Consider the following 22,753-nt stretch of genomic DNA (forward strand, 5'->3'; position numbering starts at 1 on the left):
ACCGGGTCATCGGTTCCCGCCAGCGGGGGTTCCGGCGGGATGACAACCTTGTCGCGCACACCGTCGATGCGGGAAACCTTGGGCAATCGCTCACGAAACCGTCAAGGCCGGCGTGGAATGCTGTCCGCTTCAGGACACACTGATCAGCCAATCGCCTTACTACTTTCGCAGGCTGAATCCCATTCCGCGCGAACCGGGCATTGACAGCGACCGGTGCGGTGGTGTGCAATCTGCGCCACTATGACAACGTTGTCTCCTCACGGCCGGGAAGCGGACGGGCTTCCCCGCCCCGCGAGCCGGCGGGCCACGATGAGCGACGTGGCCCGGCTGGCCGGCGTCAGCATCAAGACCGTCTCACGGGTGGTCAACGACGAGCCCGCCGTGCACCCCGACACCGCCGAGCGCGTGGTGGCGGCCATCGAGCAGCTCGGTTTCCGCCGCAACCTGGGCGCGCGCAACCTGCGCCGCGGGTCGACGACCGGCACGATCGGCCTGATCGTGGAGGACGTCGGCAACCCGTTCTACTCCGAGCTCAACCGCGCGGTGGAGCGCATCGCGACGTCGTTCGGCCGGCACGTGCTCACCGGCTCGTCGGAGGAGAATTCCGCCCGCGAGCGCGAGCTGGCGCTGGAGTTCTGCGCGCGCCGCGTCGACGGGATCCTCGTGGTGCCGGCGGGCATGCAGCACGGTTACCTCGTGCCGGAGATGCGCGCGGGCACGCCGGTGGTGTTCCTCGACCGGCCGGCGGGTGACATCGTGGCCGACACCGTGCTGGTGGACAACCTCGGCGGCACCATCGAGGCCGTCACGCACCTGGTGGCGCACGGGCACCGCCGGATCGCGTTCGTGGGTGACAGCCCCGACATCTTCACCGCGGCCGAACGCCTGCGGGGTTTCCGCGAGGGCTGCGTGCGCAACGGCGTCTCCTACGACGAGAGCCTCGTCATGATGCGCACCCCCACGCCGGAGTCCATCGGACAGGCGGTGTCGACGCTGCTGACGGGCCCTTCGGCCGCGACCGCGGTGATCGCCGGCAACAACCGCGTCGCCGTGAACCTGCTGCGCGCACTCGCGCACGCGGAGCACCGGCCGGCGATGGTCAGCTTCGACGACTTCGAGCTGGCGGACCTGCTGGACCCGCCGGTGACGGTCGTCGCCCACGATGTCAGCGCCCTGGGGCACGCGGCGGCGGAGCTGCTGTTCGCGCGGATCCAGGGAGATCAGTCCGCACCCAGAAAGGTAGTCCTGCCCGTGCATCTCGTCGCCCGTGGTTCCGGTGAGGTCGCCCCGTGACCACGCACCTCGAGCCGATCCGGCTCCCGGCCAACCAGCCGCCGCAGTTCTACCGCGGCGGCGACGCGATCGCCGCGCTGCGCGGCGCCACCGGCACCGATTCGAAGTTCGGGCCGGAGGACTGGGTCGGTTCCGTCACCACGATGTTCGGCCAGGAGACCAACGGTCTCACGAAGCTCCCCAGCGGCGGCTGGCTGCGCGACGCCGTGCGCGACAACGCCGAGGGGTGGCTGGGCGCCGCCCACGTCGCGAAGCTCGGTGACTCCACCGGCCTGCTGGTGAAGCTGCTCGACGCGGGCCAGCGCCTGCCCGTGCACTTCCACCCGACCGACGCGTTCGCGCAGCAGCACTTCGACTCGCACTTCGGCAAGACCGAGGCGTGGATCGTGATCGGCACGTACGGCGACGACCCGCGCGTGTACCCCGGGTTCAAGGAGACGGTGAGCAAGGCGACCGTCGCCGAGTGGACCCGCGAGCAGGACGCGCCGAGCATGCTGGGCGCGCTCAACAGCGTCTCCGTGCAGGCCGGCGACACGGTGTACATCCCGGCCGGGCTGCCGCACGCGATCGGCGAGGGCGTGTTCGTGGTGGAACTGCAGCAGCCCACCGACTTCTCGCTCACGCTGGAGTGGCGCGACTTCCTGGCGTCGCCGGAGAAGGGCCACCTCGGCATCGGCTTCGACACCGCGATCGAAACGCTCGACACCTCCGGCTGGGACGCCGAGCGGCTCACCACGATCGTCAAGCACACGGGCGACGACAAGAACCGGTCCGTGGACCTGCTCGCGACGGGTTCGGCCGCGTTCTTCCGCGCCGACCGCCTGCAGCTGAGCGGCGACGCGCTGGCGCTGGACCCGTCGTTCGCGGTGCTCGTGGCGCTCGAGGGCGCGGGCACGCTGCGCACCGAACGCGGCGGCGAGTTCGCCCTGGCCAAGGGCGAGACGTACGTGGTGCCGTTCGACGCGGGCCAGGTCGAGCTGTCCGGCTCGGTCACCGCGATCCGCTGCCGCCCGCCCGCTCCCGACAAGAGGTAGGCCGATGAGCGAGATCCTGCTGGACGCGGTGGACCTCATGAAGCACTACGGGTCGGTGGAAGCCCTGCGCGGCGCCTCCTTCCAGGCCCGCGCGGGTGAGGTCACGGCCTTGATCGGCGACAACGGCGCCGGGAAGTCGACGCTCGTGAAGTGCCTCTCGGGCGCCGAGCAGCCGACGTCCGGCAGGATCCTGCTCGACGGCACCGAGGTGCACCTCGACTCCCCCGTCACCGCTCGGCGGCTGGGGATCGAAACGGTGTACCAGGACCTCGCCGTCGCGCCGGAGCTCGATCCGGCCGCGAACCTGTTCCTGGGCCGCGAGATCCACCGCAAGGGCTTGCTCGGCAAGCTCGGCATGCTGGACAAGCCCGAGATGCGCCGCCAGGCCGTCGCGGAGTTCCAGCGCCTCGGCGTGACGCTGCAGAGCACCGACGTGCCCATCGGCTCGCTCTCGGGCGGGCAGCGCCAGAGCGTCGCGGTGGCGCGCTCGGTGGTGTGGGCGTCGAAGGTCGTGTTCATGGACGAGCCGACGGCCGCGCTCGGTGTGGTGCAGCGCGAACGCGTGCTCGACGTGATCAAGAAGGTGCGGGACAAGGGCATCGCCGTGGTGCTGATCAGCCACAACATGCCCGAGGTGCTGTCGGTGTCCGACCGCATCGAGGTGCTGCGGCTCGGCAAGCGCGTCGCCCGGTTCGCCGGCCCGGACACGAAGCTGGAAGACCTCGTGGCGGCCATGACCGGCGCCCTCGTCCAGGAGGAAGCCGCATGAGCGCGCCCACGAAGGACATCCAGACCACTGTGGATGGTGGCTTCGGCAAGCGCTCGCTCGGCAAACGGCTCGTCGGAGCCAACACGTTCTGGATCGCGCTCGTGCTGGTGGCGCTCATCATCGTGTTCACGGCGCTGGCGCCCGCGGAGTTCGCGACGCTGTTCACGTTCCAGACGCTGCTGATCGAGACGTCCGTGCTGCTGGTGCTCTCGGTCGGCATGACGTTCGTGATCATCACTTCAGGCATCGACCTGTCGGTCGGGTCGGTGCTGATCTTCTCGGGCATGGTGGCCGGCAAGATGATGGAGGCGCTCAGCGGCGGCGACGCGTCGAACGCCGGCTGGGGCGTGATCACGGTCGGGCTCATCGCGTCGGTGGTCGCGGGCACGATCTGGGGCCTGATCAACGGCTGGCTCATCGCCGTGGCGAACATCCCGCCGCTGATCGTCACGCTCGGCACGATGGGCGCGGCGCTCGGCGCGGCGTACCTGCTCAACGGTGGTTCGGACGTGCGCAGCGTGCCCACCACGCTCAACAAGACCCTCGGTTACGGCACATCGTTCGGAGGGGTGCCGAACCTGGTGCTCGTGGCCGTGGTGATCACGCTGATCGGCGCGTGGCTGCTGCACACCACGAAGTTCGGGCGCTACACGTTCGCCGTCGGCTCCAACGCGGAGGCGGCGCGGCGCTCGGGCATCGGCGTGACCGCGCACCTGCTGAAGGTGTACACGCTCACCGGGTTCCTGGCCGGGGTCGCCGGTTTCCTCTCGCTGGCCTACTACGCGTCGACCACGATCTCGGCGCACACCACGGACAACCTCAACGCCATCGCCGCCACGGTGATGGGCGGCACGAGCCTCTTCGGCGGCGTCGGGTCGGTGCTGGGCACCGTGATCGGGGTGTTCATCCCGGCCGTGCTCAAGAAGGGCTTCAACATCACGCACGTGCAGGACTTCTGGCAGATGATCGCCGTCGGCGCGGTGCTGATCGCGGCCGTCTGGTTCGACCAGCGCCGCCGGCGGCGCCGCAACTCCCGCTAGTCCCACCGGTTTCTTGAGTACAAAGGGGTGCTTGCAGATGAAACTGACCAAAACCCTGATCGCGGCAGGGACGCTCGCGTCCGCGGCCACGCTCGTGGCCGCCTGCGGTTCCGGGCAGGTCGGCCAGAGCGGCTCGGGCGGCTCGTCGAACAACCCGGCCCACAGCAAGAAACTCGAACTGGTGCCCGGCGTACAGGCCGAGCCGTTCTACATCTCGATGCAGTGCGGCGCGCAGGACGAGGCGAAGAAGCTCGGCTACGAACTCACCACGCAGGCGCCGCAGAAGTTCGACGCGGCCATGCAGACCACGATCGTCAACGCGCTCGGCTCGAACCCGCCGGCCGCGCTGCTCATCGCGCCGACCGACGACCAGGCGATGCTCGCGCCGATCCAGCAGGTGAAGAACCGCGGCACGAAGATCGTCGAGGTCGACACGTCGCTCAAGGACAAGAGCGTGGCCGAGTCGTCGATCTCCTCCGACAACACCGAAGGCGGCAAGCTCGCGGCGCAGACCATGGCGAAGCTCGTGGGCGACAAGCCAGGCTCGGTGCTGATCCTCGACACGATCGCGGGCACCTCCACCACCGCCGCCCGCGCGAAGGGCTTCGAGGACGAACTGAAGAACCACCCGAACCTCTCCTCGGCCGGCATCCAGTTCACGCAGAACGAGCCGGACCAGGCGGCGTCGAAGGTCACGGCGGCGCTGGCGTCGACGCCGAACCTCGTGGGCATCTTCGCCACGAACCTCAACACCGGTGAGGGCGCGGCGACCGGCCTGCGCAACGCGGGCAAGATCGGCCAGGTGAACCTCGTCGGCTTCGACGCGAGCCCGTCCGAAGTGGACGGCCTGAGGAAGGGCGAGTACCAGGCGCTCATCGCCCAGGACCCGGCCGCGATCGGCACGCAGGGCGTGCAGCAGGCCGTGGCGTCGCTGGAGGGCAAGCCCGTGACGCGGCAGCTGACCGCGGGGCTGCACTCCATCACCAAGGACGACATGGACGCGAACTCGAAGTACTTCTACAAGCAGAGCTGCTGACGTTCCGACTCGACACGAAGGGGACTTCCCGTGCGGAAAGTCCCCTTCGCCGCGTTCGGGGCTAGGATCTACTCCCCACGACCCCGTCGCCGAGGGGAGGCCGCCGATGACGGAGGGTGTGCGGCTGCCGTGGCGGTCCGCAGCGCGCGCCGACGCCGTGCCGGTGCTGGCCGCGGCCCGGAAGATCACCGACGATCTGATCGACGGCCTCACCGGCACCCACGCGCGGCGCGCGGCCCACGGGCTGCGGCGCCTGTTCGGCGTGGCCGGGCTGGGTCTCACGGATCTGTCGGGGTCCCTGCTGTGGTCGGGTCGGCCGGCACCGGACGCGACGATCGCGCACGTGCTCGACGAGGTGCTGCACAGCGAAGAGCCGGCGACGGTGGACGGCGTGGCGGCGGTGCCGCTGCACGTCCACGACGAGCTGGCCGGTGCGTTGCTCGTGGTCGGCGACCCGCGCGGCGAGGTCGTGCGGCAGGCGGCGGACGTCGTGGTGCAGGCGCTGGAGCGCGGCCGGCTCGAGGCGTCGGCCGACCAGGCGGCGCAGGCCGAGCTGCGAGCGTTGCGAGCGGAGATGTCGCCGCACTTCGTGTACAACGCGCTGACCGTCATCGCGTCACTGGTCCGCTCGGAGCCGGACCGGGCGCGGGACCTGATGCTGGACTTCGCCGACTACACGCGGTACAGCCTCGCGCGCCACGGGGAGTACACCGTGGTGGCCGAAGAGTTCCGCGCGGTGGAGACGTACCTGGCGCTGCAGCGTGCGGTGCTGGGTGAGCGGCTGAAGGTGCAGGTGCGCGTGGCGCCGGAGGTACTGGCGGTGGCCGTGCCGTACCTCGTGCTGGAGCCGCTGGTGGAGAACGCGATCCGGCACGGCATCGAACCGCGGGCGCAAGCCGGGCTGGTCCAGGTGCACGGGCAGGCGGAGGGGAACGACTGCGTGATCAGCGTGGAGGACGACGGGGTGGGCATGGAGCCGAAGCTGGCCGCGGACATCCTCGCGGGCCGGGCTTCCGACGGTTCTCGCGGCGGCCTGGGACTGGCCAATGTGGACAGACGACTGCGCAACGTCTACGGCGCGTGGTACGGGCTGACGGTGGAGACGGAGGTCGGGGCCGGCACACGCGTGGTCGTGCGGGTACCGCGGTTCCAGCCGGGGGTGCTGCCGTGAGCGGGCTGCGGGTGCTGGCCGTCGACGACCTGGCGCCGGCGCTGGACGAGCTGTGCCGCATGCTGCGCGACGCGCCGGAGGTCGGCGAGGTCGTGGGCGCGGGTGATGCGTTGCGGGCGCTGAAACTGCTGCAGGCGGATCACTTCGACGCGGTGTTCCTCGACATCTCCATGCCGGGCCTCGACGGGCTGGAGCTGGCGTCGCTGCTGGCGAAGCTGTCGGAGCCGCCCGTGATCGTGTTCGTGACCGCGCACGACGGTCACGCCGTGACGGCGTACGGCATCGGCGCCGTGGACTACCTGCTGAAGCCCGTGCGCACGGAACGCCTGGCGGCTGCACTGGCGAAGGTCGTGCGCATGGCCGGCGACCGCCACCCGGCCGCCGCGCCCGATGCCATGGCCGCCCTCCCGGTCGACGCGGGCGGCCGCACCCGCTACGTGCGCCGCGACGACGTGCTCTTCGCGGAAGCCCACGGCGACTACGTCCGCCTGCACACCCGGACCGGCGTGCACCCCGTCCGCATGCCCATCTCGCGCCTCGCGGAGTACTGGGAGGGCGCCGGCTTCACCCGCGTCCACCGCGGTTACCTGCTCGCGGTGTCCGCCGTGGTCGAACTCCGCAGCGACACCACGGGCGGCCTCCTGGCCCACACCCCCGCCGGCGACGTGCCCGTGAGCCGCCGCCACGCCCGCGACCTCCGCGACCGCCTGCTGGAGGCCGCGCAACAGGGCCGGCTGGGGTCGCCGCGATGAGCCGCGCCCGGCGCGTCGCCGTCACCAGTCCCCCGACCCGTCTCGCCCGCTCCCGCCCGCCGCAGCCGCGCACCTCCGACGCCGAACGCGCCGCCGTGCCCTCGCCCGCGAACCCCCTCGTTCCCGGCGAGCGACTGTCCCCGTCCCGCCCGCGCCGCCGCGGCCACACCGACCGCACGCCTCGCCCCGACGAGCGACCGGCGACCACCACGCGCCGCCCGCAGAAACGCGGTGCGCGATGAGCCGCACCCGGCGCGTCGCCGTCACCAGCCCCCAGACCCGCCTCGCCCGCTCCCGCCGCCAGGCCCGTGGCCGCTGGCGCATGCCCAGACTGCGCACCTCCGACGCGGAACGCGCCGCCATCCTCTACCGAACCCAGCGGAAACGCGGCATCCCCGCGCTCGTGGCCATGTTCGTGCTCGTCCTCGGGTTGCCGGTGGTATTCGCCGTGGCGCCGGGGCTGGACGGTGTGCGCATGTGGGGCATTCCGTTGTCCTGGTTGATGATCGCGGTGCTGCCCTACCCCGTGATGGCCGGGCTGGCGCGGTGGCAGCTGCGGCGCGCGGAGAAGGTCGAGGACCGCTAGGTGGACCTCGCATTGGCGGTGACACCCGTCGTGCTCATCACGCTGCTCATCGGCGTGCGCGGGGTCGCCGCGATGCGCACGACTTCGGACTTCCTGGTGGCGTCGCGGCGGATCTCCCCGCTCGTGAACTCCGCGGCGGTGTCCGGGGAGTACCTGTCGGCCGCGTCGTTCCTCGGCGTCGCCGGGCTCGTGGTGAAGGACGGCATCGGGGCGCTGTGGTACCCCGTCGGGTTCACGGCCGGGTACATCGCGATGCTCGTGCTCGTCGCGGCGCCGATGCGGCGTTCCGGTGCGCTGACGGTCCCCGACTTCGCCGAAGCGCGCCTCGCGTCGCCGGCCCTGCGCAGGATCGCGGCGGTCGTGGTGCTGGTGATCGGGACGATCTACGTCGTGCCGCAGTTCCGCACGGCCGGGCTCGTGCTCACGGCCGTGGGCCACACGCCGTACTGGGTGGGGGTCGTCATCGCGGGCACGGCCGTCAGCGTCACGCTCGCGCTCGGCGGCATGCGCGCGGCCACATACGTGCAGGCGTTCCAGTTCTTCCTGAAGCTGTTGCTGTTCCTCGTCCCCGCGCTGTGGCTCGTGCTGCACGTGAGCACCGCCGACCGCGACGCCGCGCTCACGCCCGTCGAGTTCACCCGTTTCGCGCACCAGACGCCCGTGGACTTCCAGTACGACGTCACCATGGTCCTGCGCGAACCCACCACGATCGTCACCGACGCCGGTCCGAAAACGCTCGGCCCCGGCCCCCTCACCGCGCACCGCGGCGACCACCTCACCTTCGCCGCGGGTGCGCCCGTCCCCGACGTGAGCGGCGGCGCCGCACTCGGCGGCCCCGGCTGGCAGCGGCCGCTGCTCGACGTCGAAAAGGGCTACCCGCTGCTGGCGACGTGGGCGGTGCTGATCGCGACCATGCTCGGCACCATGGGCCTGCCCCACGTGCTCATGCGCTTCCACACCAGCCCCGACGGCCGCGCCGCGCGCCGGACCGCCGCGATCACCGTGGCGCTGCTGGGCGTGTTCTACCTGTTCCCCGGTGTGTACGGGGTGCTCGGCCGCGTGCTCGTGCCCGAGATCTACCTCTCCGGCGACACCGACACCGTCGTCGTCGCCCTGCCGTCGCAAGTGGACACCGGGTGGGCGGGCGAGCTGTTCACGGCGCTGCTCACGGCGGGCGCGTTCGCGGCGTTCCTGGCGACGTCGCTGGGTCTGCTGCTGGTGATGTCCGGCGCGCTCGCCTACGACCTGATGCCCGGCGGCCTGCGCCGCCTGCGGGTGACCGTCGGGTTCGCCGCCGCCGCGATGGTGGTGCTCGCGCTGCCGTCGGCGCAGCTCGACGCAGGCGTGCTGGTGACGTGGGGCTTCACCGTCGCCGCGTCGACGTTCTGCCCCCTGCTCGTGCTCGGCATCTGGTGGCCGCGGCTCACGGCCGCGGGCGCGATCAGCGGCGTGCTCACCGGGCTCGTCGCGTCGTCGGGCTCGATCCTGTTCGCCCTGGCCGGGCCACGGCTCGACGGGTGGGTGGCGATCTTGGTGTCGCAACCGGCACCCTGGTCCGTACCTCTCGCGTTCGGCGTGATGGTGCTCGTCTCACTGCGCGGCCGGCCCCCGTCGTGGGCCGGCGCGGCCACGCTGCGCCTGCACCTCGACGAGCGGGCGCCCGGGCCCGAACCGCCCCATTCGTCCTCCCCCGCGTACCGTTCGTCAACCGTTCGTCGTGTGGCACGGCGTTTGAACCGCTGACGCTTCCTCCCCCACTCCGGTCTCCCTACTGTGGCGCGGACCACAATCCGCAGCGTGGCGAGGGAGTAGCCATGAGTCCCACCGACACCGACGTGTCCGGCGAACCACCGGACACCTGGGAACAAGTCCAGTCGAGTGCCGAATTCAGGCAGCTGCGCACGCGGCTGCGCCGCTTCGTCTTCCCGATGGCGGTGCTGTTCCTCGCCTGGTACCTGCTCTACGTGCTGCTGGCGGACTACGCCCACGGCTTCATGAGCACGAAGCTCGCGGGCAACTTCACCGTCGGCCTGCTGTTCGGCCTGCTGCAGTTCGTGTCGACGTTCCTCATCACGTGGCTGTACGTGCGCTACGCCAACCGGAACCTCGACCCGCTGTCCGAGCGGATCCGCGAAGACATCGAGAACCCGGCCGAGAGCCCGGCCGAGAAGGAGCGCTGATGAAAACCCTCGCCGCGGGCGTCGAGGGCAGCAACCCGACGCTCAACATCATCATCTTCGCGGTGTTCGTGCTGATCACCCTGGTGATCGTGTTCCGCGCGAGCCGCAACACGAAGACGGCGTCCGACTACTACGCCGCCGGCCGGGCGTTCAACGGCCCGCAGAACGGCATCGCGATCAGCGGTGACTACCTGTCGGCCGCGTCGTTCCTCGGCATCGCCGGCGCCATCGCCGTGTACGGCTACGACGGGTTCCTGTACTCGATCGGCTTCCTCGTCGCGTGGCTGGTCGCGTTGCTGCTCGTGGCGGAGCTCCTGCGCAACACCGGCCGCTTCACGATGGGCGACGTGCTGGCGTTCCGCATGAAGCAGCGCCCGGTCCGCGCCGCGGCGGCGATCTCGACGCTGATCGTCTCGTTCTTCTACCTGCTGGCGCAGATGACCGGCGCCGGTGGCCTCGTGGCGCTGCTGCTGGGCATCGAAGGCAAGGCGGCGCAGTCGGTGGTCATCGCGATCGTCGGCGTGATCATGATCGCCTACGTGCTCATCGGCGGCATGAAGGGCACCACGTGGGTGCAGATCATCAAGGCCGCCCTGCTGATCATCGGCGCGCTCGTGATGACGCTGTGGGTGCTCGGCAAGTACGGCTTCAACTTCTCCGCCCTGCTGCAGGGCGCCGTCGACAAGGCCGGCAAGGCCGGGGAGACGCTGCTGGGGCCGGGTAAGCAGTACGGCGCCACGGGAACGTCCAAACTGGACTTCTTCTCGCTCGGTATCGCGCTGGTCCTCGGCACCGCGGGCCTGCCGCACGTGCTGATGCGCTTCTACACCGTGCCGACCGCGCGCGACGCCCGCCGCTCCGTGGTGTGGGCGATCGTGCTGATCGGCGTGTTCTATCTGTTCACGCTGGTCCTCGGCTACGGTGCCGGCGCCCTCGTCGGCCCGGACGACATCAAGGCCGCGCCCGGCGGGGTCAACTCGGCGGCTCCGCTGCTGGCCCTGAACCTCGGCGGCCCGGTGCTGCTGGGCCTGGTGTCGGCCATCGCCTTCGCGACGATCCTGGCCGTGGTGGCTGGTCTGACGATCACCGCGTCGGCTTCGTTCGCGCACGACGTGTACGCGAACGTGGTGAAGAAGGGCAAGGCTTCCACGGGTTCCGAGGTGCGGGTCGCCCGCTGGACGGCCGTGGTCATCGGCGCCGTCGCCATCCTCGGCGGCATCCTGGCCAACGGGCAGAACGTGGCGTTCCTCGTGGCGCTCGCCTTCGCCGTCGCGGCCTCGGCCAACCTGCCGACGATCCTGTACTCGTTGTTCTGGAAGCGCTTCAACACCCAGGGCGCGCTGTGGAGCATCTACGGCGGGCTGGTCGTGTCGATCGTGCTCATCGTGTTCTCCCCGGCGGTGTCGGGCAAGCCGATCGACGCCAAGACGGGCAAGAGCCCGTCGATGCTGCAGGGTGTCGACTTCCACTGGTTCCCGCTCGACAACCCCGGCCTGGTGTCGATCCCGGTGGCGTTCCTGCTCGGGTGGCTCGGGACGGTCTTGTCCAAGGAGCGGACGTCGAAGAAGTACGCCGAGATGGAGGTCCGGGCGCTGACGGGTGCCGGGGCCGAGAAGGCTGTGCAGCACTGAGCTCGCGGTGGACAAGCGGGCCGGGGCGTGTCGCCCCGGCCCGCTTTTTCATCGCCTTCGCAGCGGCAGCTCCGACAGCGGGTTTCAGAACCCCAGCGGCAGCACCAGCTTCAGCTGCGTCGTCCGCACCGGTTTGCCGTCGACGGGAGTGGTGCCGGGTGGGGTGCCGGCATCCGGTTGGATGCCGCCGGCGGCGATGCGGTCCAGGGTGCGCAGGCCGGGTGCGCCGACGGTGCCGAAAACGGTGTAGCCGGGCAACAGGCTGGAGTCGCCGTAGACGAGGAAGAACTGGCTGCCGTTGGTGTCCGGGCCGGCGTTGGCCATGGCGAGCAGGCCACGGGAGTACGTGCGGCGCTGCCCCGTCGGGTCGTTCGGCGCCGGCGGGAGCGTGGTGGGCAGTTCGTCGCGGAAGCTGTAGCCCGGGCCGCCCTCGCCGGTGGCCGACGGGTCGCCGCACTGGAGGACCTTGAGGGTCGGGTACGCGGTGAGGCGGTGGCAGATCGTGCGGTTGAAGAAGCCGTGGCGGCCAGGTGCAGGAAGCTCCGCACGGTGCACGGCGCCTCCGCGCGGTCGAGCCGCAGCGGGAGCGGGCCCTGGTTGGTGAGCACGGCGACGTCGACCCCGCCCCGGTCGGGCGTGTGGCGCGGGTCGGGTGGCAGCGGGACGGGGCGGGCGGCGGGCTCGTCCGGCGTCTCGGTGTACTGGCAGGCGCCGTGCGTGGTGCGCGCCGGCGCGGCTTGCGCGGCCGGGACCCCCGGCGGCGAACAGGGCGCCGACGGCCAGCGCGGTGACAAGGAACCTCTTCATCGTGGTAACTCTCCCGTTCGAGAACCGCAGTACAGGAAGGTCCGGACCACCCGGCTTCCAGCGAAATCGGGGCCTCACGAAACGCTGACCGGCTCCTGACAACTGTTCCCTGGCGTTCCGCGCATGATCACCCGAATCTTCTTCACCGTGGTGGCGGCCGCCTCCGTCGCGGTCGTGGCGCCGAGCGTCGCGTCCGCCGCGACCGGTCCCCTCGTGCAGCCCCTGGCCCCCTCGCCCGCCGAGCAGCAGGCCGTGCTCGACTACTGGCCCCCCGAACGGCTGAACGCCCTAACGCAACCGTCGTCGGGCAACCCGCCGAAGGCCGAGCCCGACGGGGCGCCGTGGACCCGGCCCGCCCCGACCGTCGGGCGGCTCTTCTTCACCGATCACGGTGCGGACGTCCAGCTGCACCGCCACGGTCGTCGACAGCGCCAACCGCAGCACGATCGTCACGGCCGGCCACTGCGTGAACAACACCGACCTCCGCGGGGAGAACAACGCGTGGAACGCCCACTCGATGTTCGTCCCGGGCTACCACGACGGGCAGGCGCCCTACGGGAAGTTCGTCGCCCGCGCCGGCGTCGCGGACCGCACTTGGCTGCGGAACGACCAGATCGACGCCCGGAAGTCCGACACGTACGACCAGGCCTTCGTCGTCCTCGATGCCGGCGCCGACGGCCGACCGGTACAGGACACCGTCGGCGCCGCCCAGCACCTGGGTTTCGACCTGCCCGGCGACACGGGCGTGCACCAGTTCGGCTACCCGCGCGCCGCCGGCGAGCCCGCACGCGAAGGCCTGCCCGAATACACGGGCGCCCGCCTCGCTTTCTGCCACGGCCCCGCCCGCCACTGGCCGGGCACCCCGGACGCCCCCGACTCCGCCGACCAGTGGGGCACCGCCTGCGTCATGGGCGGCGGCTCCAGCGGCGGTTCCCGCCCCCGCGACTTCGACCCGGCAAGACTTCGACCCGGCGACCGGCGTGGGCACCGTCGTCGGCGACAACACGCACGCCGGCTTCTTCGACGCGTCGGCAAGCCGTGCACCGCACCCGACGGCTGCACGCGGTACCTGGTGGGCCCGCAGTTCAGCGACGCGGTGACGAAGCCGTTGTACGAAGCAGCACAACACGCCCGATCTCACGCCGCATCGTCCACCACACCCCACCACGGGAAGTCCCGCGCCCGGGTGGCCGCCACGAGCCGTTGCCGGCTGCGCAGCTCTTTCGCCTCCTGCCGCGCGGCATCGCTGTTCGCGGCATCGCGCGGCGGGAACTGGACGGCCGGCACTGCCCGGAAGTCGGGCCCCTTCGCGCGGTGCACGGTGCCCACCTTCATGCGGTCGTCGGACGCGCCCGTGTGGTGTTCGAGGCTCTGCGTCGCGATGCCCGAACCTTCGAGCAGGCGGCGGCGTTCGTCGGCGTCGTGCTTGCTGAAGGTGATGAGCGCGGTGTGCCCGTGCGGCAGGTCCCGCCCCGCGTCGGTCAGGTTGATAGGAAAGAGGGTCGTGGTGATCTTCGCCGGGATGCACCCGGATGCCGCAGCCGCCTGCACATGCACTGGCGCACAAAAAACGAGCCGGGCGGCCACCAGGCCACCCGGCTCGACAAGACCGCAGGATCAGGCAGAAGGCACCCGCAGCAGCAGCGCGTCACCCTGACCGCCGCCACCGCACAGGGCCGCGGCGCCCAGGCCGCCGCCGCGACGGCGTAGCTCGTGCACCAGGTGCACCGCCAGCCGCGCACCCGAGGCGCCGATCGGATGGCCCAGGGCGATCGCGCCGCCGTTCACGTTGACCTTCGACGGGTCCAGGCCCAGCTTCTCGCTCGACACCACACCGACGGCGGCGAACGCCTCGTTGATCTCCACGAGGTCCAGGTCGCTCACGTCCAGCTTCGCCTTGGCCAGCGCCTTGCGGATCGCGTTCGACGGCTGCTCGTGCAGGGAGGCGTCCGGGCCCGCGACCACGCCGTGCGCGCCGATCTCGGCCAGCGGCGTGAGGCCCAGCTGCGCGGCTTTCTCGGGGCTCGCCACGATGACCGCGGCGGCGCCGTCGGAGATCTGGGAGGACGAGCCGGCGGTGATGGTGCCGTCGGAGGCGAAGGCGGGGCGCAGCTTGCCCAGCCCGTCGACCGTCGTGTCGGCGCGGACGCCCTCATCGGTGGAAAAGACGATCGGGTCGCCCTTGCGCTGCGGGATCGTGACCGGGGCGATCTCCTCGCGGAAGAATCCGGCCTCGATGGCGGCGGCGGCGCGCTGGTGCGAGCGCGCGGAGAACTCGTCCTGCTGCTCGCGCGTGATGCCGTAGCGGGCGTTGTGCTTCTCCGTCGACGCGCCCATCGCGACCTGGTCGAACGCGCAGAACAGCCCGTCGTAGGCCATGTGGTCGAGCATGGTGACGTCGCCGTACTTGAAGCCGCCGCGGGACTTCGGCAGCAGGTGCGGTGCCTGCGTCATCGACTCCTGACCGCCGGCCACGACGAGGTCGAACTCGCCGGCGCGGATGAGCTGGTCGGCGAGCGCGATGGCGTCGAGGCCGGACAGGCAGACCTTGTTGATGGTCAGCGCCGGCACGTCCATCGGGATGCCCGCGGCCACCGCGGCCTGCCGAGCCGGGATCTGGCCCGCACCAGCGGTGAGGACCTGGCCCATGATCGTGTACTCGACCTCGGACGGCGACACCCCGGCCCGCTCCAGCGCGGCCTTGATCGCGACCCCGCCGAGCTGCGCTCCTGAGAAGTCCTTCAACGAACCGAGGAGCCGCCCGATGGGGGTACGGGCAGCGCCCAGGATCACGGAACCGGACACGTCGTCCTCCCAAGAATTCCGAACACCTACGGTTTGTCGACTCTACCCGCGTCCGGGCTGTCTTGATTGAGCCAGTGTGAGGGGACGCACGTCACCTCCGGGCGATTCGCCCGGCGCCTATCCTGCCCCCATGAACCCTGCCTCCATGAACACCGACGCGCGGGCCGTGCTCAAGCCGTTCGTGACGGCCATCGACCACGTCGGCATCGCCGTGCCCGACCTCGACGAGGCCATCGCGTTCCACTCGGAGCACTTCGGCCTGGAGGTCGCGCACCAGGAGGTGAACGAGGAGCAGGGCGTCCGCGAGGCCATGCTGCGCGCGCCCGGCACCGCGGGCACCGAGACGATGATCCAGCTCCTCGCGCCGCTGCGCGAGGACTCGACCATCGCGAAGTTCCTCGGCCGCAGCGGGCCGGGTCTGCAGCAGCTCGCCTTCCGCGTGTCCGATGTGGACGCCGCCGCGGCCGCGCTGCGCGAACAGGGCCTGCGGCTGCTGTACGACGAGGCCAAGCGCGGCACGTCGAACAGCCGCGTGAACTTCGTGCACCCCAAGGACGCCGGGGGCGTACTCATCGAACTCGTGGAGCCCGCCGCGCACTGAGCTCAGTCGGTGCGCGCCTTCGCGGACAGGGCGTTGGCGAGGAACGTCAGCTCGCCGTCGAACTCGGCGGGCCGGTCGTCGCCGGAGTGGCGGGCCGTGGCGTGGCGGTGGCTGACGGCGCGGGCCAGCAGGCCAGACGCGCTGTCGATGTCCGCGACGGCGAGCCGCCCGCCGGTCGCGGCGACGATCACCGAGTGCACGAGCCGCACGAGCTGCTGGAAGCGGTCGCCGAGGGCGTCGCGCACGACGTGGTGGGTGTCGGCCTCGCGCCAGAGCAGGTGCGACAGGCCGAGTGAACCCGTGAAACGCCGGTCGAGCTCCGAGACGAGCCGGCGCAGCGACCCCGCGAGGTCACCGGGCACGACCACCGCCGACGGCTCGATGTGCTCGTCGGGCAGGCGATCGACCAATGCGGCCAGGAGATCGGACTTGCGGCGGAAGTAGTAGTGGACGAGACCCTTCGGCACCCCGGCGCGCTCAGCGATGCGGGACGTCGGGGTGGCGTCGAAGCCGGACTCGGCGAAGAGCGCTTCCGCCGCGCACAGGATCCGCTCCCTCGCCGAGTCCTCCGTCATGTCAGCTCCTTCAGTGCTGCCCCGCCGTCCGGTGGGCGGCGTTGGCCATCGGCATCGCGGCTGCGCCGGCGATGATCGTGAGCGCACCGGCGACCCAGGACGTCCAGGACGCCCCGTTGAACCCGGTGTACCCCATCACCCACGGGGCGATGAACAGCAACACCCCGAGGACGACCTGAATGCCTTCGCCGTAGACCGCACCCGGTGCCGCGAGCGAAACCAGGCCGTCGATGGCGATCAGCGCACCGAGGACCACCATCGTCCACACCGTCATCGTGTTCGTGCTCAGCCAAAGGGGTGAAAGAGCGGCGACAACACCGATGACGACTTCGGCCCAGTCATGGGGCCTCGTCCAGGCGCGCGTCGAGACTTCACTCATTCGTGCTCACCTCCGCGGAGAACTCGCTGTTCAGGATGTTTCCCTGGTTCGATCATGCGCCTTGGTTGGCCAGCCGGTCAAGAATGGTTCATCACAGTTCCGTTGAGACTGCTTTCGTCGGAGGTCCGAGCCATCGGGCTACTGTGTTCGGCCGCTCGGCGCACGCTCGCGAGGACAGCGTGGGTGCTCACCCGTCCGTGACCGCGTTGCGACTACGGTAGGGCCATGAGCCTTGGCGAGGAACGGGAGCTTGTGCCGCTGGGAGCCGGCTTCGACGTGGCGAAGCGCGGGTACAGCCGAGCGCAGGTCGACGAACATCTGGAACGGCTGGACGCCGATCTGAAGATGCTCACCGCCGACCGCGACGCCGCCATCGCCCAGGCGGGTGATCTGGCCAGGCAGCTGGAGATCGCGCGCGGTGAGATCGCGGACCTGCGCGGCCAGGTCGACCGCCTGGCGCAGCCGCCGACGAGCGTCGAAGGCCTGTCCGAGCGCCTGCAGCGCATGTTGCGGCTGGCGCAGGACGAGGCCGCCGACACGCGGGCGCGCGCCGAGGCCGAGGCCGGTCACATCCGCGCCAAGGCGGAGACCGACGCGAGCGCCATGCGCGCCCGTTACGAGCAGCTCCTCACCGAGCTCGACCTGCGGCGCAAGGAGATGGAGGCCGAGCACCGCAAGGTGCTGGAGGACGCCCGAGCCGAGGCCAAGTCGATCACCGACAAGGCCGAAGCCGAGCGCCAGAAGCTCGACGCCGAGTCCGAGGCCCGCCGCACGCAGGTCGAAGAGGACTTCGAGATCGCGATGGCCGCGCGTCGCACCGAGGCGATGCGCGTGCTGGCCGAGCAGGAGGCCGCGTCGAAGGCCGAGGCCGAACGCCGCGTGCGCGAAGCGGCCGAGGACGCAGCCGCCATCCGCGCCAAGGTGCTGGAAGAAGAAACCGCAGCCCGCGCCGAGATCGACCGGCGCCAGCGCGAGTCCGTGGCCGACGCGAACAAGCGCAAGCAGGACTCGATCACCGAGGCCAACGCTCGTCTCGCCGAAGCCGCCGACGAGGCGCGCCGCCGCGTCCGCACGGCCACCGACGAGTCCAACCGGCGCATCACCCAGGCCAACGAGCGGGTCGAAACGCTGCGCAACGTCCGCACCAGCCTGGCCGACCAGGTCCGCCAGGCCCGCACCGTGCTGGCCGAAGCCCACCACGTCCTGGGCGAAACGGACACGCACATCCCGGCGGACATCAAGGCCGCGCCGGCGCCGGCGAAGAAGCCGGCCGACGCTCCGGCCAAGCCGGCCGACTCGGGCTCGGGTTCGGGTTCGATGCAGGGCGACGTCGAGAAGACGGTCCGCCTCAACACCGCCGACGTGCCGAAGGCAAAGGTCCAGGCCCAGCCCTCCCCGAGCCCCGGCAAGCGCACCGACTGATCAAGCCGGCGCAGGCGCGCAGCGCCGCCGGACGCCGCCATTCCCGCACGGCGCCGTTGGGGCACACCCGCGCGGCAGGCCTGAGAATCCCCGGTGGCGCCGGCTGACGACCCCGACCTGGGTGCCACCCACGCGAACCGGCTGGGCACCGTCGTCCCCGCACGGCGCCGCCAGGCTTGCGCCGGCGTGGCCAGGCCGAAGATGCGGCAGGGTCCCGGCGGCTGACGGAACAGACCGGCCAACTCACCCGGCCTAGGCACCGAACAGTCGCGGCATCCTTCTCGCACGGCACCGAGGGCGCCCGCCTCCGAAGTCATCGCGGGAATTCCTCCTTCACCTCGGCTGGTTGCGCCGAACAGCAGGGCCGTCGTCTCCGCACGGCGCCAGTGGACTTTCTCCGAATGGCCAGGCCGAACGCGCCATGGGTGCCACCCGCTTGACCGACCGGACCGGCCACCACTCGCCGGCCAGCAGGCCAGGTGCCTCGTCGTCCTGAGCGGGCGCCGGCAGAGGTTCCGCGAGCTTGGCCAGCCCGACCACATCTGCGCCGGCCAGGGAATCCGGAGCGGTGCCCACCGTGCCCGGCACGATAACCGACTGGCGAGTAACCTTCCTCCGGAACAACCGACAAGAGGGGCGACGCCGCCCCGTTTCGGGATCGCCGGGAGGTTCTGGATGGCTGTCTATCGGACCGTGGTGGTGGGGACGGACGGGTCGGATTCGTCGTTCGCCGCGGTGGATCGGGCGGCCGGGGTGGCCGCGGACGCCGGCGCGAAGCTGGTCGTGGTGTGCGCGTATTTCCCCGCCGGCAAGCACGACATCGAGAAGGCCCAGGACGAACTGGGTGACGAGGCGTACCAGGTCGTCGGCTCGGCCCCGGCCGAAGATACGCTCCAGAGCGCCCGCGACCGCGCGGCGAAGGCCGGCGCGGCGAACGTCGAGACGGTCGCCGTGAAGGGCGAGCCGGTGGAGACGCTGCGGAAGGTCGTGCACGACCGCAGCGCCGACCTGCTCGTGGTCGGCAACCGCGGGCTCAACACGCTGGCCGGGCGGATCCTCGGCTCGGTGCCGTCCGAGGTCGCGCGCAAGTCGGGTGTGGACGTGCTCATCGTGCACACCACCTGAGCCGTGCCCGAATCCCCCGGCCTGCAGCAGCGCCTCGAGGAACTCCTCCTCGGCGGCCCCCGCAAGTACACGCGCCTCGAAGTCGCCCGGCGAGCCGGCGTGCCGGAAGAACGTTCACGCCGACTGTGGCGCGCCCTCGGGTTCGCGACCGCCGGAGACGACGAGGTGGTCTTCACCGATGCCGACGTCGAAGCCATGCGCACAGCCGACAACCTCGTGCAGTCGGGGCTCGTCGCGGGCAACCTCGAAGTCGCGGTGACGCGCGCGCTCGGCCAGCACCTGTCGCGCCTGGCCGAGTGGCAGGTGCACCTGCTGTGGTCGCTGATCACCGAGCATCCGGACCTGGCCCGCACCGACCGCCAGGTGACGCGGCTGGTCGAGCGCCTCTTGCCCGAGCTGGAGCAGGTGCAGAGCTTCGTGTGGCGGCGCCACCTCGCGGCCTACGCGGGGCGCGCCTTCGCGGCCGACGACGACCTCGAAGCGCGCCCGCAGGTCGTCGGCTTCGTCGACATGGTGGGCTACACCAAGATGACCCGCCGGGTCGACGAAGACGAACTCAGCACGGTGCTCGACGCGTTCGAGTCGCTGGCGGCCGGCGTCATCGCCGACCACCGCGGCCGCATCGTGAAGATGATCGGCGACGAGGTCTTCTACGTGACGGACTCCCCAGCGTCCGGCGCGGAGATCGCACTGACGCTCGCGGAACGCGCGGCGGAATCCGACACCCTGCCCGCTGTGCGCGGCGGTCTGGCCTTCGGGCAGGTGCTTTCGCGCTTCGGCGACGTCTACGGCTCGGTCGTCAACCTCGCCGCCCGGCTGACGTCCGTCGCCCGGCCCGGCACCGTGCTCATCGACCGGGCGCTCGCGGCCGAGCTTGCCGAGGAGCCGGCGTTCGAGCTGCGCACCCGCCGGCCTGTCGCCGTGCGCGGCTACAACCGGCTGCGCCCGTCGGCCTTGCGACGCGCCAAAGACCGGCCGGCCGGGATGTTCGCCGCCTCCCAGGAACGCGCCGCCGAGATGATGGGCCTGCCGGACACGACCCGGGCCGCCTCCGAACCGGACACCCCGGACGACCGCACCGTCGGCCGGCGTGGCCGCCGGCGACGCTGAGTCACTCGTCGAAGTCCACCGTCACGCGCTCGCTCACCGGGTGCGACTGGCACGTGAGCACGAACCCGGCGTCTACTTCGGACTTCTCCAGCGCGAAGTTGCGCCGCATGTCCACCGCGCCGTCGGTCACGCGGGCCCGGCAAGTACCGCACACACCGCCCTTGCAGGCGAACGGCAGGTCCGGCCGGAACTTCTGCGCACCGTCCAGGATGGACGACTCCTGCGGCAGGCTCATCGTGGTCGAGCGCCCGTCGAGGATCAGCGTGACCTCAGAGGACGCGCCGGCGACGGCCGGATCCACGTGCTTCACCGGCTCCGGCGGCACGTCGTCCACGTAGAACAGCTCCTGGTGCACCCGGGACTCCGGCACACCCAGCGTGGCCAGCACTTCCTGTGCGCCCGTGACCAGCCCGAACGGCCCGCAGAGCCAGAAGTGGTCCACGGACTCGACCGGCACGAGCGAACCGAACAGCGCGCGCAGCTTGTCCGCGTCGAGCCGGCCGGTGAACAGCTCGGCCTCGCGGGGTTCGCGCGAGAGCACGTGGATGAGCTCCAGCCGGGCCGGGTAGCGGTCCTTGAGATCGGCCAGCTCGTCGGCGAACATCACGGTGTCGGTGCGCCGGTTGCCGTACAGCACGGTGACGGTGGCGTCCGGCGTCTCCAGGAGCGACGCGACGATCGACAGCACCGGTGTGATCCCCGAGCCGGCCGCGATGAGCACGTGGTGACCGCCCGCGGTCAGATCCGGCGTGAAGGTCCCCGTCGGTGCCGCGACGTCGACGACGTCGCCGGGACGCACCTCGTTGACCAGCCACGTGGAGAACACACCCTCCGGCACCAGGCGGACGCCCACGCGCGGCCGCCGCCCGGCGGGCGCGCAGATCGAGTACGAACGGCGCTCGTCACGCCCGTCGACCGTGCGGCGCAGTGTCAGCGACTGGCCGGGCGCGAAGGCGAACGTCTCCGCCAGTTCCTCGGGCACGTCGAACGTCACGGCGACCGCGTCGTCGCACAGCCGCTCGACGTCGGCCACCCGAAGGGAGTGGAAGCCGGTGCGCCGGGAAATCGTGCTGGTCAACTCAGATCTCCTTGACGTGTTCGAACGGTTCCAGGCACGCGCGGCAGCGGCGCAGCGCGCGGCACGCGGTGGCGCTGAACCGCGATTGCTCCTCCGTGTCGAGCGAACCGCAGTGCGGGCACGCGATGCGTGACACGGGCGGTGACAACGTGAGGGGCACCGGTCCGCTCGCGCGCCGTGGCGCCGCGCCCGGCGGCGCGATCCCGGCCTCGGCGAGCTTGCGCCGCCCGTCGGCCGAGATCCAGTCGGACGACCACGCCGGTTCGAGCACCGTGCGGATCTCGACGTCCGCGTAGCCGGCGCCGAGCAGCGCGTGCTCCAGGTCGTCGCGCATGGTGTCCATCGCCGGGCAGCCGGTGTAGGTGGGCGTGATGGCCACGGTCACGCGACCGTCTTCTTCGGACACCGAACGCAGCACCCCGAGGTCGGCGAGCGTGAGCATCGGCAGCTCCGGGTCGGTGACGGTCGCCGCGACGGCCGCAGCGGTGGTGCTCACCATGTCGCGTCCGGCATCGCACGCGCCACGCTCTGCAGCTCGGCCAGCAGGAAGCCCATCTCCTCGGTGTGGACACCATCGCGGCCGGTTCGCCCGGACACGCCCGCGACCGCGCCGGCCGTTGGCCGCTGCAAGGTGGCCGTGGTCAGCACCTGGTCCGCCACCGCGTCGAACTCCGGCCGGAGCGTTGCCGCGTCCACGAGCTCCAGCGGGTGCGTGCGGAAGAGCTCGCCGACGTACGGCCACACCTCGTCGAAGCCCTCCTGCATGCGCTCGTGCGACCGCCGGGTGCCGTCGCCGAGCCGCACGACCCAGCGGGCCGCGTAGTCGCGGTGGTAGGCCAGTTCCTTCACGCCCTTGGCCGCGATCGCCGCGAGCACGGGATCCACACTGGACTCCAGCCGCTGCAGCAACGCCAGCCGCCACGTCGAGAACACGAACAACCGCGCGATCAAGTGCCCGAAGTGGCCGCCGCCGAGCTCGGCGAGCCGGACGTTGCGGAACTCGTGCTCCGGCCGCAGGAACGCCAGGGTGTCCTCCGAGCGGCCCGTGCCGTCGGCCTTCCCGGCGCGCGCCAGCAACAGCCGGGCCTGGCCCAGCAGGTCGAGGCCGATGTTGGCGATCGCCACCTCGTCCTCGAGCTCCGGCGCGTTCGTGACCCACTCCTGCAGCCGGTGCGAGAACACGAGCGCGTCGTCACCCAGCATCAGGCAGTACGCCGCCAGCGCGGCGGCGTCCACCCCGGACGGCACCGAAGTGTCCACACCGGACAGCGGATCCGCGAAACCCGTCCCGAACGCCCACCGGGCATCGTTGTCCTCGGTGATGGCCTCGTACACGTTGTCAAAAGACACAGCGGACAT

At 71.1% G+C, this 22,753-nt stretch carries 24 protein-coding genes; 15 read left to right on the forward strand and 9 right to left on the reverse strand.

Annotated features, from left to right (window positions below; genetic code table 11):
- Positions 1 to 309 precede the first annotated feature (309 nt).
- The 11 genes from I6J71_RS36025 (at position 310) to I6J71_RS36075 (ending at position 11,492) form a co-directional block, all read left to right on the forward strand.
- Positions 310 to 1,293 carry a LacI family DNA-binding transcriptional regulator gene (locus I6J71_RS36025; RefSeq protein WP_204090940.1) on the forward strand — a complete coding sequence of 328 codons (984 nt, stop codon included), beginning with the start codon at positions 310 to 312 and terminating at the stop codon, positions 1,291 to 1,293.
- Positions 1,290 to 2,327 carry a class I mannose-6-phosphate isomerase gene (locus I6J71_RS36030; RefSeq protein WP_204090941.1) on the forward strand — a complete coding sequence of 346 codons (1,038 nt, stop codon included), beginning with the start codon at positions 1,290 to 1,292 and terminating at the stop codon, positions 2,325 to 2,327. Before I6J71_RS36025 ends, I6J71_RS36030 begins: the two co-directional genes overlap by 4 nt.
- A gap of 4 nt (positions 2,328 to 2,331) precedes the next feature.
- Complete coding sequence (locus I6J71_RS36035) at positions 2,332 to 3,096, forward strand: ATP-binding cassette domain-containing protein (RefSeq protein WP_204090942.1); 765 nt, start codon at positions 2,332 to 2,334, stop codon at positions 3,094 to 3,096.
- Positions 3,093 to 4,136 (forward strand): ABC transporter permease, encoded by a 1,044-nt coding sequence (locus I6J71_RS36040; RefSeq protein WP_204090943.1) that lies wholly within the window; start codon positions 3,093 to 3,095, stop codon positions 4,134 to 4,136. Before I6J71_RS36035 ends, I6J71_RS36040 begins: the two co-directional genes overlap by 4 nt.
- Before the next feature lie 37 nt (positions 4,137 to 4,173).
- Positions 4,174 to 5,172, forward strand: a complete 999-nt coding sequence (locus I6J71_RS36045; protein ID WP_204090944.1) for an ABC transporter substrate-binding protein — start codon at positions 4,174 to 4,176, stop codon at positions 5,170 to 5,172.
- 106 nt (positions 5,173 to 5,278) lie between these two features.
- A complete protein-coding gene (locus I6J71_RS36050) occupies positions 5,279 to 6,343 on the forward strand; it encodes a sensor histidine kinase (RefSeq protein ID WP_204090945.1) in 1,065 nt (354 codons plus the stop codon).
- The gene (locus I6J71_RS36055; protein ID WP_204090946.1) at positions 6,340 to 7,095 is read left to right on the forward strand and encodes a LytTR family DNA-binding domain-containing protein; all 756 of its coding nucleotides are present in this window, start codon (positions 6,340 to 6,342) and stop codon (positions 7,093 to 7,095) included. Before I6J71_RS36050 ends, I6J71_RS36055 begins: the two co-directional genes overlap by 4 nt.
- 238 nt (positions 7,096 to 7,333) lie before the next feature.
- A complete protein-coding gene (locus tag I6J71_RS36060; protein WP_204090947.1) occupies positions 7,334 to 7,681 on the forward strand; it encodes a hypothetical protein in 348 nt (115 codons plus the stop codon).
- Positions 7,682 to 9,424 carry a cation acetate symporter gene (locus tag I6J71_RS36065; RefSeq protein WP_204090948.1) on the forward strand — a complete coding sequence of 581 codons (1,743 nt, stop codon included), beginning with the start codon at positions 7,682 to 7,684 and terminating at the stop codon, positions 9,422 to 9,424.
- 71 nt (positions 9,425 to 9,495) lie between these two features.
- Positions 9,496 to 9,861, forward strand: coding sequence for a DUF485 domain-containing protein (locus I6J71_RS36070; protein ID WP_204090949.1), 366 nt, complete (start codon positions 9,496 to 9,498; stop codon positions 9,859 to 9,861).
- Positions 9,861 to 11,492 carry a cation acetate symporter gene (locus I6J71_RS36075; protein WP_204090950.1) on the forward strand — a complete coding sequence of 544 codons (1,632 nt, stop codon included), beginning with the start codon at positions 9,861 to 9,863 and terminating at the stop codon, positions 11,490 to 11,492. The genes I6J71_RS36070 and I6J71_RS36075 overlap by 1 nt, the downstream gene beginning before the upstream one ends.
- Positions 11,493 to 11,576: 84 nt before the next feature.
- Here the strand turns inward: I6J71_RS36075 and I6J71_RS36080 are convergent, their stop codons facing one another.
- The 4 genes from I6J71_RS36080 to I6J71_RS36095 form a co-directional block, all read right to left on the reverse strand.
- Complete coding sequence (locus tag I6J71_RS36080) at positions 11,577 to 12,047, reverse strand: peptidylprolyl isomerase (protein ID WP_370542018.1); 471 nt, start codon at positions 12,045 to 12,047, stop codon at positions 11,577 to 11,579.
- 631 nt (positions 12,048 to 12,678) lie between these two features.
- A complete protein-coding gene (locus I6J71_RS36085; protein WP_204090951.1) occupies positions 12,679 to 13,134 on the reverse strand; it encodes a hypothetical protein in 456 nt (151 codons plus the stop codon).
- A gap of 302 nt (positions 13,135 to 13,436) precedes the next feature.
- Complete coding sequence (locus tag I6J71_RS36090; RefSeq protein ID WP_204090952.1) at positions 13,437 to 13,886, reverse strand: hypothetical protein; 450 nt, start codon at positions 13,884 to 13,886, stop codon at positions 13,437 to 13,439.
- 30 nt (positions 13,887 to 13,916) lie between these two features.
- Positions 13,917 to 15,104 (reverse strand): acetyl-CoA C-acetyltransferase, encoded by a 1,188-nt coding sequence (locus I6J71_RS36095; protein WP_204090953.1) that lies wholly within the window; start codon positions 15,102 to 15,104, stop codon positions 13,917 to 13,919.
- A gap of 130 nt (positions 15,105 to 15,234) precedes the next feature.
- On the opposite strand from I6J71_RS36095, the gene mce reads away from it, so the two are divergent.
- Positions 15,235 to 15,705, forward strand: a complete 471-nt coding sequence (gene mce, locus I6J71_RS36100; RefSeq protein ID WP_370542019.1) for a methylmalonyl-CoA epimerase — start codon at positions 15,235 to 15,237, stop codon at positions 15,703 to 15,705.
- Positions 15,706 to 15,707: 2 nt separating this feature from the next.
- Here mce and I6J71_RS36105 read toward each other — a convergent pair whose 3' ends face one another.
- Positions 15,708 to 16,280 (reverse strand): TetR/AcrR family transcriptional regulator, encoded by a 573-nt coding sequence (locus I6J71_RS36105; RefSeq protein WP_204090954.1) that lies wholly within the window; start codon positions 16,278 to 16,280, stop codon positions 15,708 to 15,710.
- A gap of 10 nt (positions 16,281 to 16,290) precedes the next feature.
- Positions 16,291 to 16,659: an SPW repeat protein gene (locus I6J71_RS36110; RefSeq protein ID WP_204090955.1), complete on the reverse strand. Its 369-nt coding sequence runs from the start codon at positions 16,657 to 16,659 to the stop codon at positions 16,291 to 16,293.
- 252 nt (positions 16,660 to 16,911) lie between these two features.
- On the opposite strand from I6J71_RS36110, the gene I6J71_RS36115 reads away from it, so the two are divergent.
- From I6J71_RS36115 to I6J71_RS36125, 3 genes are all read left to right on the forward strand, one after another.
- A complete protein-coding gene (locus tag I6J71_RS36115) occupies positions 16,912 to 18,081 on the forward strand; it encodes a chromosome segregation protein (protein WP_204097399.1) in 1,170 nt (389 codons plus the stop codon).
- Positions 18,082 to 18,756: 675 nt separating this feature from the next.
- Positions 18,757 to 19,206, forward strand: coding sequence for a universal stress protein (locus I6J71_RS36120; protein ID WP_204090956.1), 450 nt, complete (start codon positions 18,757 to 18,759; stop codon positions 19,204 to 19,206).
- A gap of 3 nt (positions 19,207 to 19,209) precedes the next feature.
- Positions 19,210 to 20,316 carry an adenylate/guanylate cyclase domain-containing protein gene (locus I6J71_RS36125; RefSeq protein WP_204090957.1) on the forward strand — a complete coding sequence of 369 codons (1,107 nt, stop codon included), beginning with the start codon at positions 19,210 to 19,212 and terminating at the stop codon, positions 20,314 to 20,316.
- A 1-nt stretch (position 20,317) separates the two neighbouring features.
- Here I6J71_RS36125 and paaE read toward each other — a convergent pair whose 3' ends face one another.
- Genes paaE through paaC form a run of 3 tightly spaced genes read right to left on the reverse strand, consistent with a single transcriptional unit; the run spans position 20,318 to position 22,744 of the window.
- Entirely contained in the window at positions 20,318 to 21,394 is a 1,077-nt protein-coding gene (paaE, locus tag I6J71_RS36130; RefSeq protein WP_204090958.1) for a 1,2-phenylacetyl-CoA epoxidase subunit PaaE, read from the reverse strand.
- 1 nt (position 21,395) lies between these two features.
- Complete coding sequence (paaD, locus tag I6J71_RS36135) at positions 21,396 to 21,893, reverse strand: 1,2-phenylacetyl-CoA epoxidase subunit PaaD (protein WP_204090959.1); 498 nt, start codon at positions 21,891 to 21,893, stop codon at positions 21,396 to 21,398.
- Positions 21,887 to 22,744 carry a 1,2-phenylacetyl-CoA epoxidase subunit PaaC gene (gene paaC / locus I6J71_RS36140; RefSeq protein WP_204090960.1) on the reverse strand — a complete coding sequence of 286 codons (858 nt, stop codon included), beginning with the start codon at positions 22,742 to 22,744 and terminating at the stop codon, positions 21,887 to 21,889. The genes paaD and paaC overlap by 7 nt, the downstream gene beginning before the upstream one ends.
- Positions 22,745 to 22,753 lie beyond the last annotated feature (9 nt).

Origin of the sequence: Amycolatopsis sp. FDAARGOS 1241 (genome assembly GCF_016889705.1) — a bacterium.
In the GTDB taxonomy this organism is placed as follows: domain Bacteria; phylum Actinomycetota; class Actinomycetes; order Mycobacteriales; family Pseudonocardiaceae; genus Amycolatopsis.

Coding starts and splice junctions, on each gene's coding strand:
- I6J71_RS36060 (WP_204090947.1), top strand. CDS start 7,334: ATGAGCCGCACCCGGCGCGTCGCCGTCACCAGCCCCCAGACCCGCCTC.
- I6J71_RS36075 (WP_204090950.1), top strand. CDS start 9,861: ATGAAAACCCTCGCCGCGGGCGTCGAGGGCAGCAACCCGACGCTCAAC.
- I6J71_RS36120 (WP_204090956.1), top strand. CDS start 18,757: ATGGCTGTCTATCGGACCGTGGTGGTGGGGACGGACGGGTCGGATTCG.
- I6J71_RS36040 (WP_204090943.1), top strand. CDS start 3,093: ATGAGCGCGCCCACGAAGGACATCCAGACCACTGTGGATGGTGGCTTC.
- paaD (WP_204090959.1), bottom strand. CDS start 21,893: ATGGTGAGCACCACCGCTGCGGCCGTCGCGGCGACCGTCACCGACCCG.
- I6J71_RS36025 (WP_204090940.1), top strand. CDS start 310: ATGAGCGACGTGGCCCGGCTGGCCGGCGTCAGCATCAAGACCGTCTCA.
- mce (WP_370542019.1), top strand. CDS start 15,235: ATGAACCCTGCCTCCATGAACACCGACGCGCGGGCCGTGCTCAAGCCG.
- I6J71_RS36045 (WP_204090944.1), top strand. CDS start 4,174: ATGAAACTGACCAAAACCCTGATCGCGGCAGGGACGCTCGCGTCCGCG.
- I6J71_RS36070 (WP_204090949.1), top strand. CDS start 9,496: ATGAGTCCCACCGACACCGACGTGTCCGGCGAACCACCGGACACCTGG.
- I6J71_RS36035 (WP_204090942.1), top strand. CDS start 2,332: ATGAGCGAGATCCTGCTGGACGCGGTGGACCTCATGAAGCACTACGGG.
- I6J71_RS36050 (WP_204090945.1), top strand. CDS start 5,279: ATGACGGAGGGTGTGCGGCTGCCGTGGCGGTCCGCAGCGCGCGCCGAC.
- I6J71_RS36105 (WP_204090954.1), bottom strand. CDS start 16,280: ATGACGGAGGACTCGGCGAGGGAGCGGATCCTGTGCGCGGCGGAAGCG.
- I6J71_RS36110 (WP_204090955.1), bottom strand. CDS start 16,659: ATGAGTGAAGTCTCGACGCGCGCCTGGACGAGGCCCCATGACTGGGCC.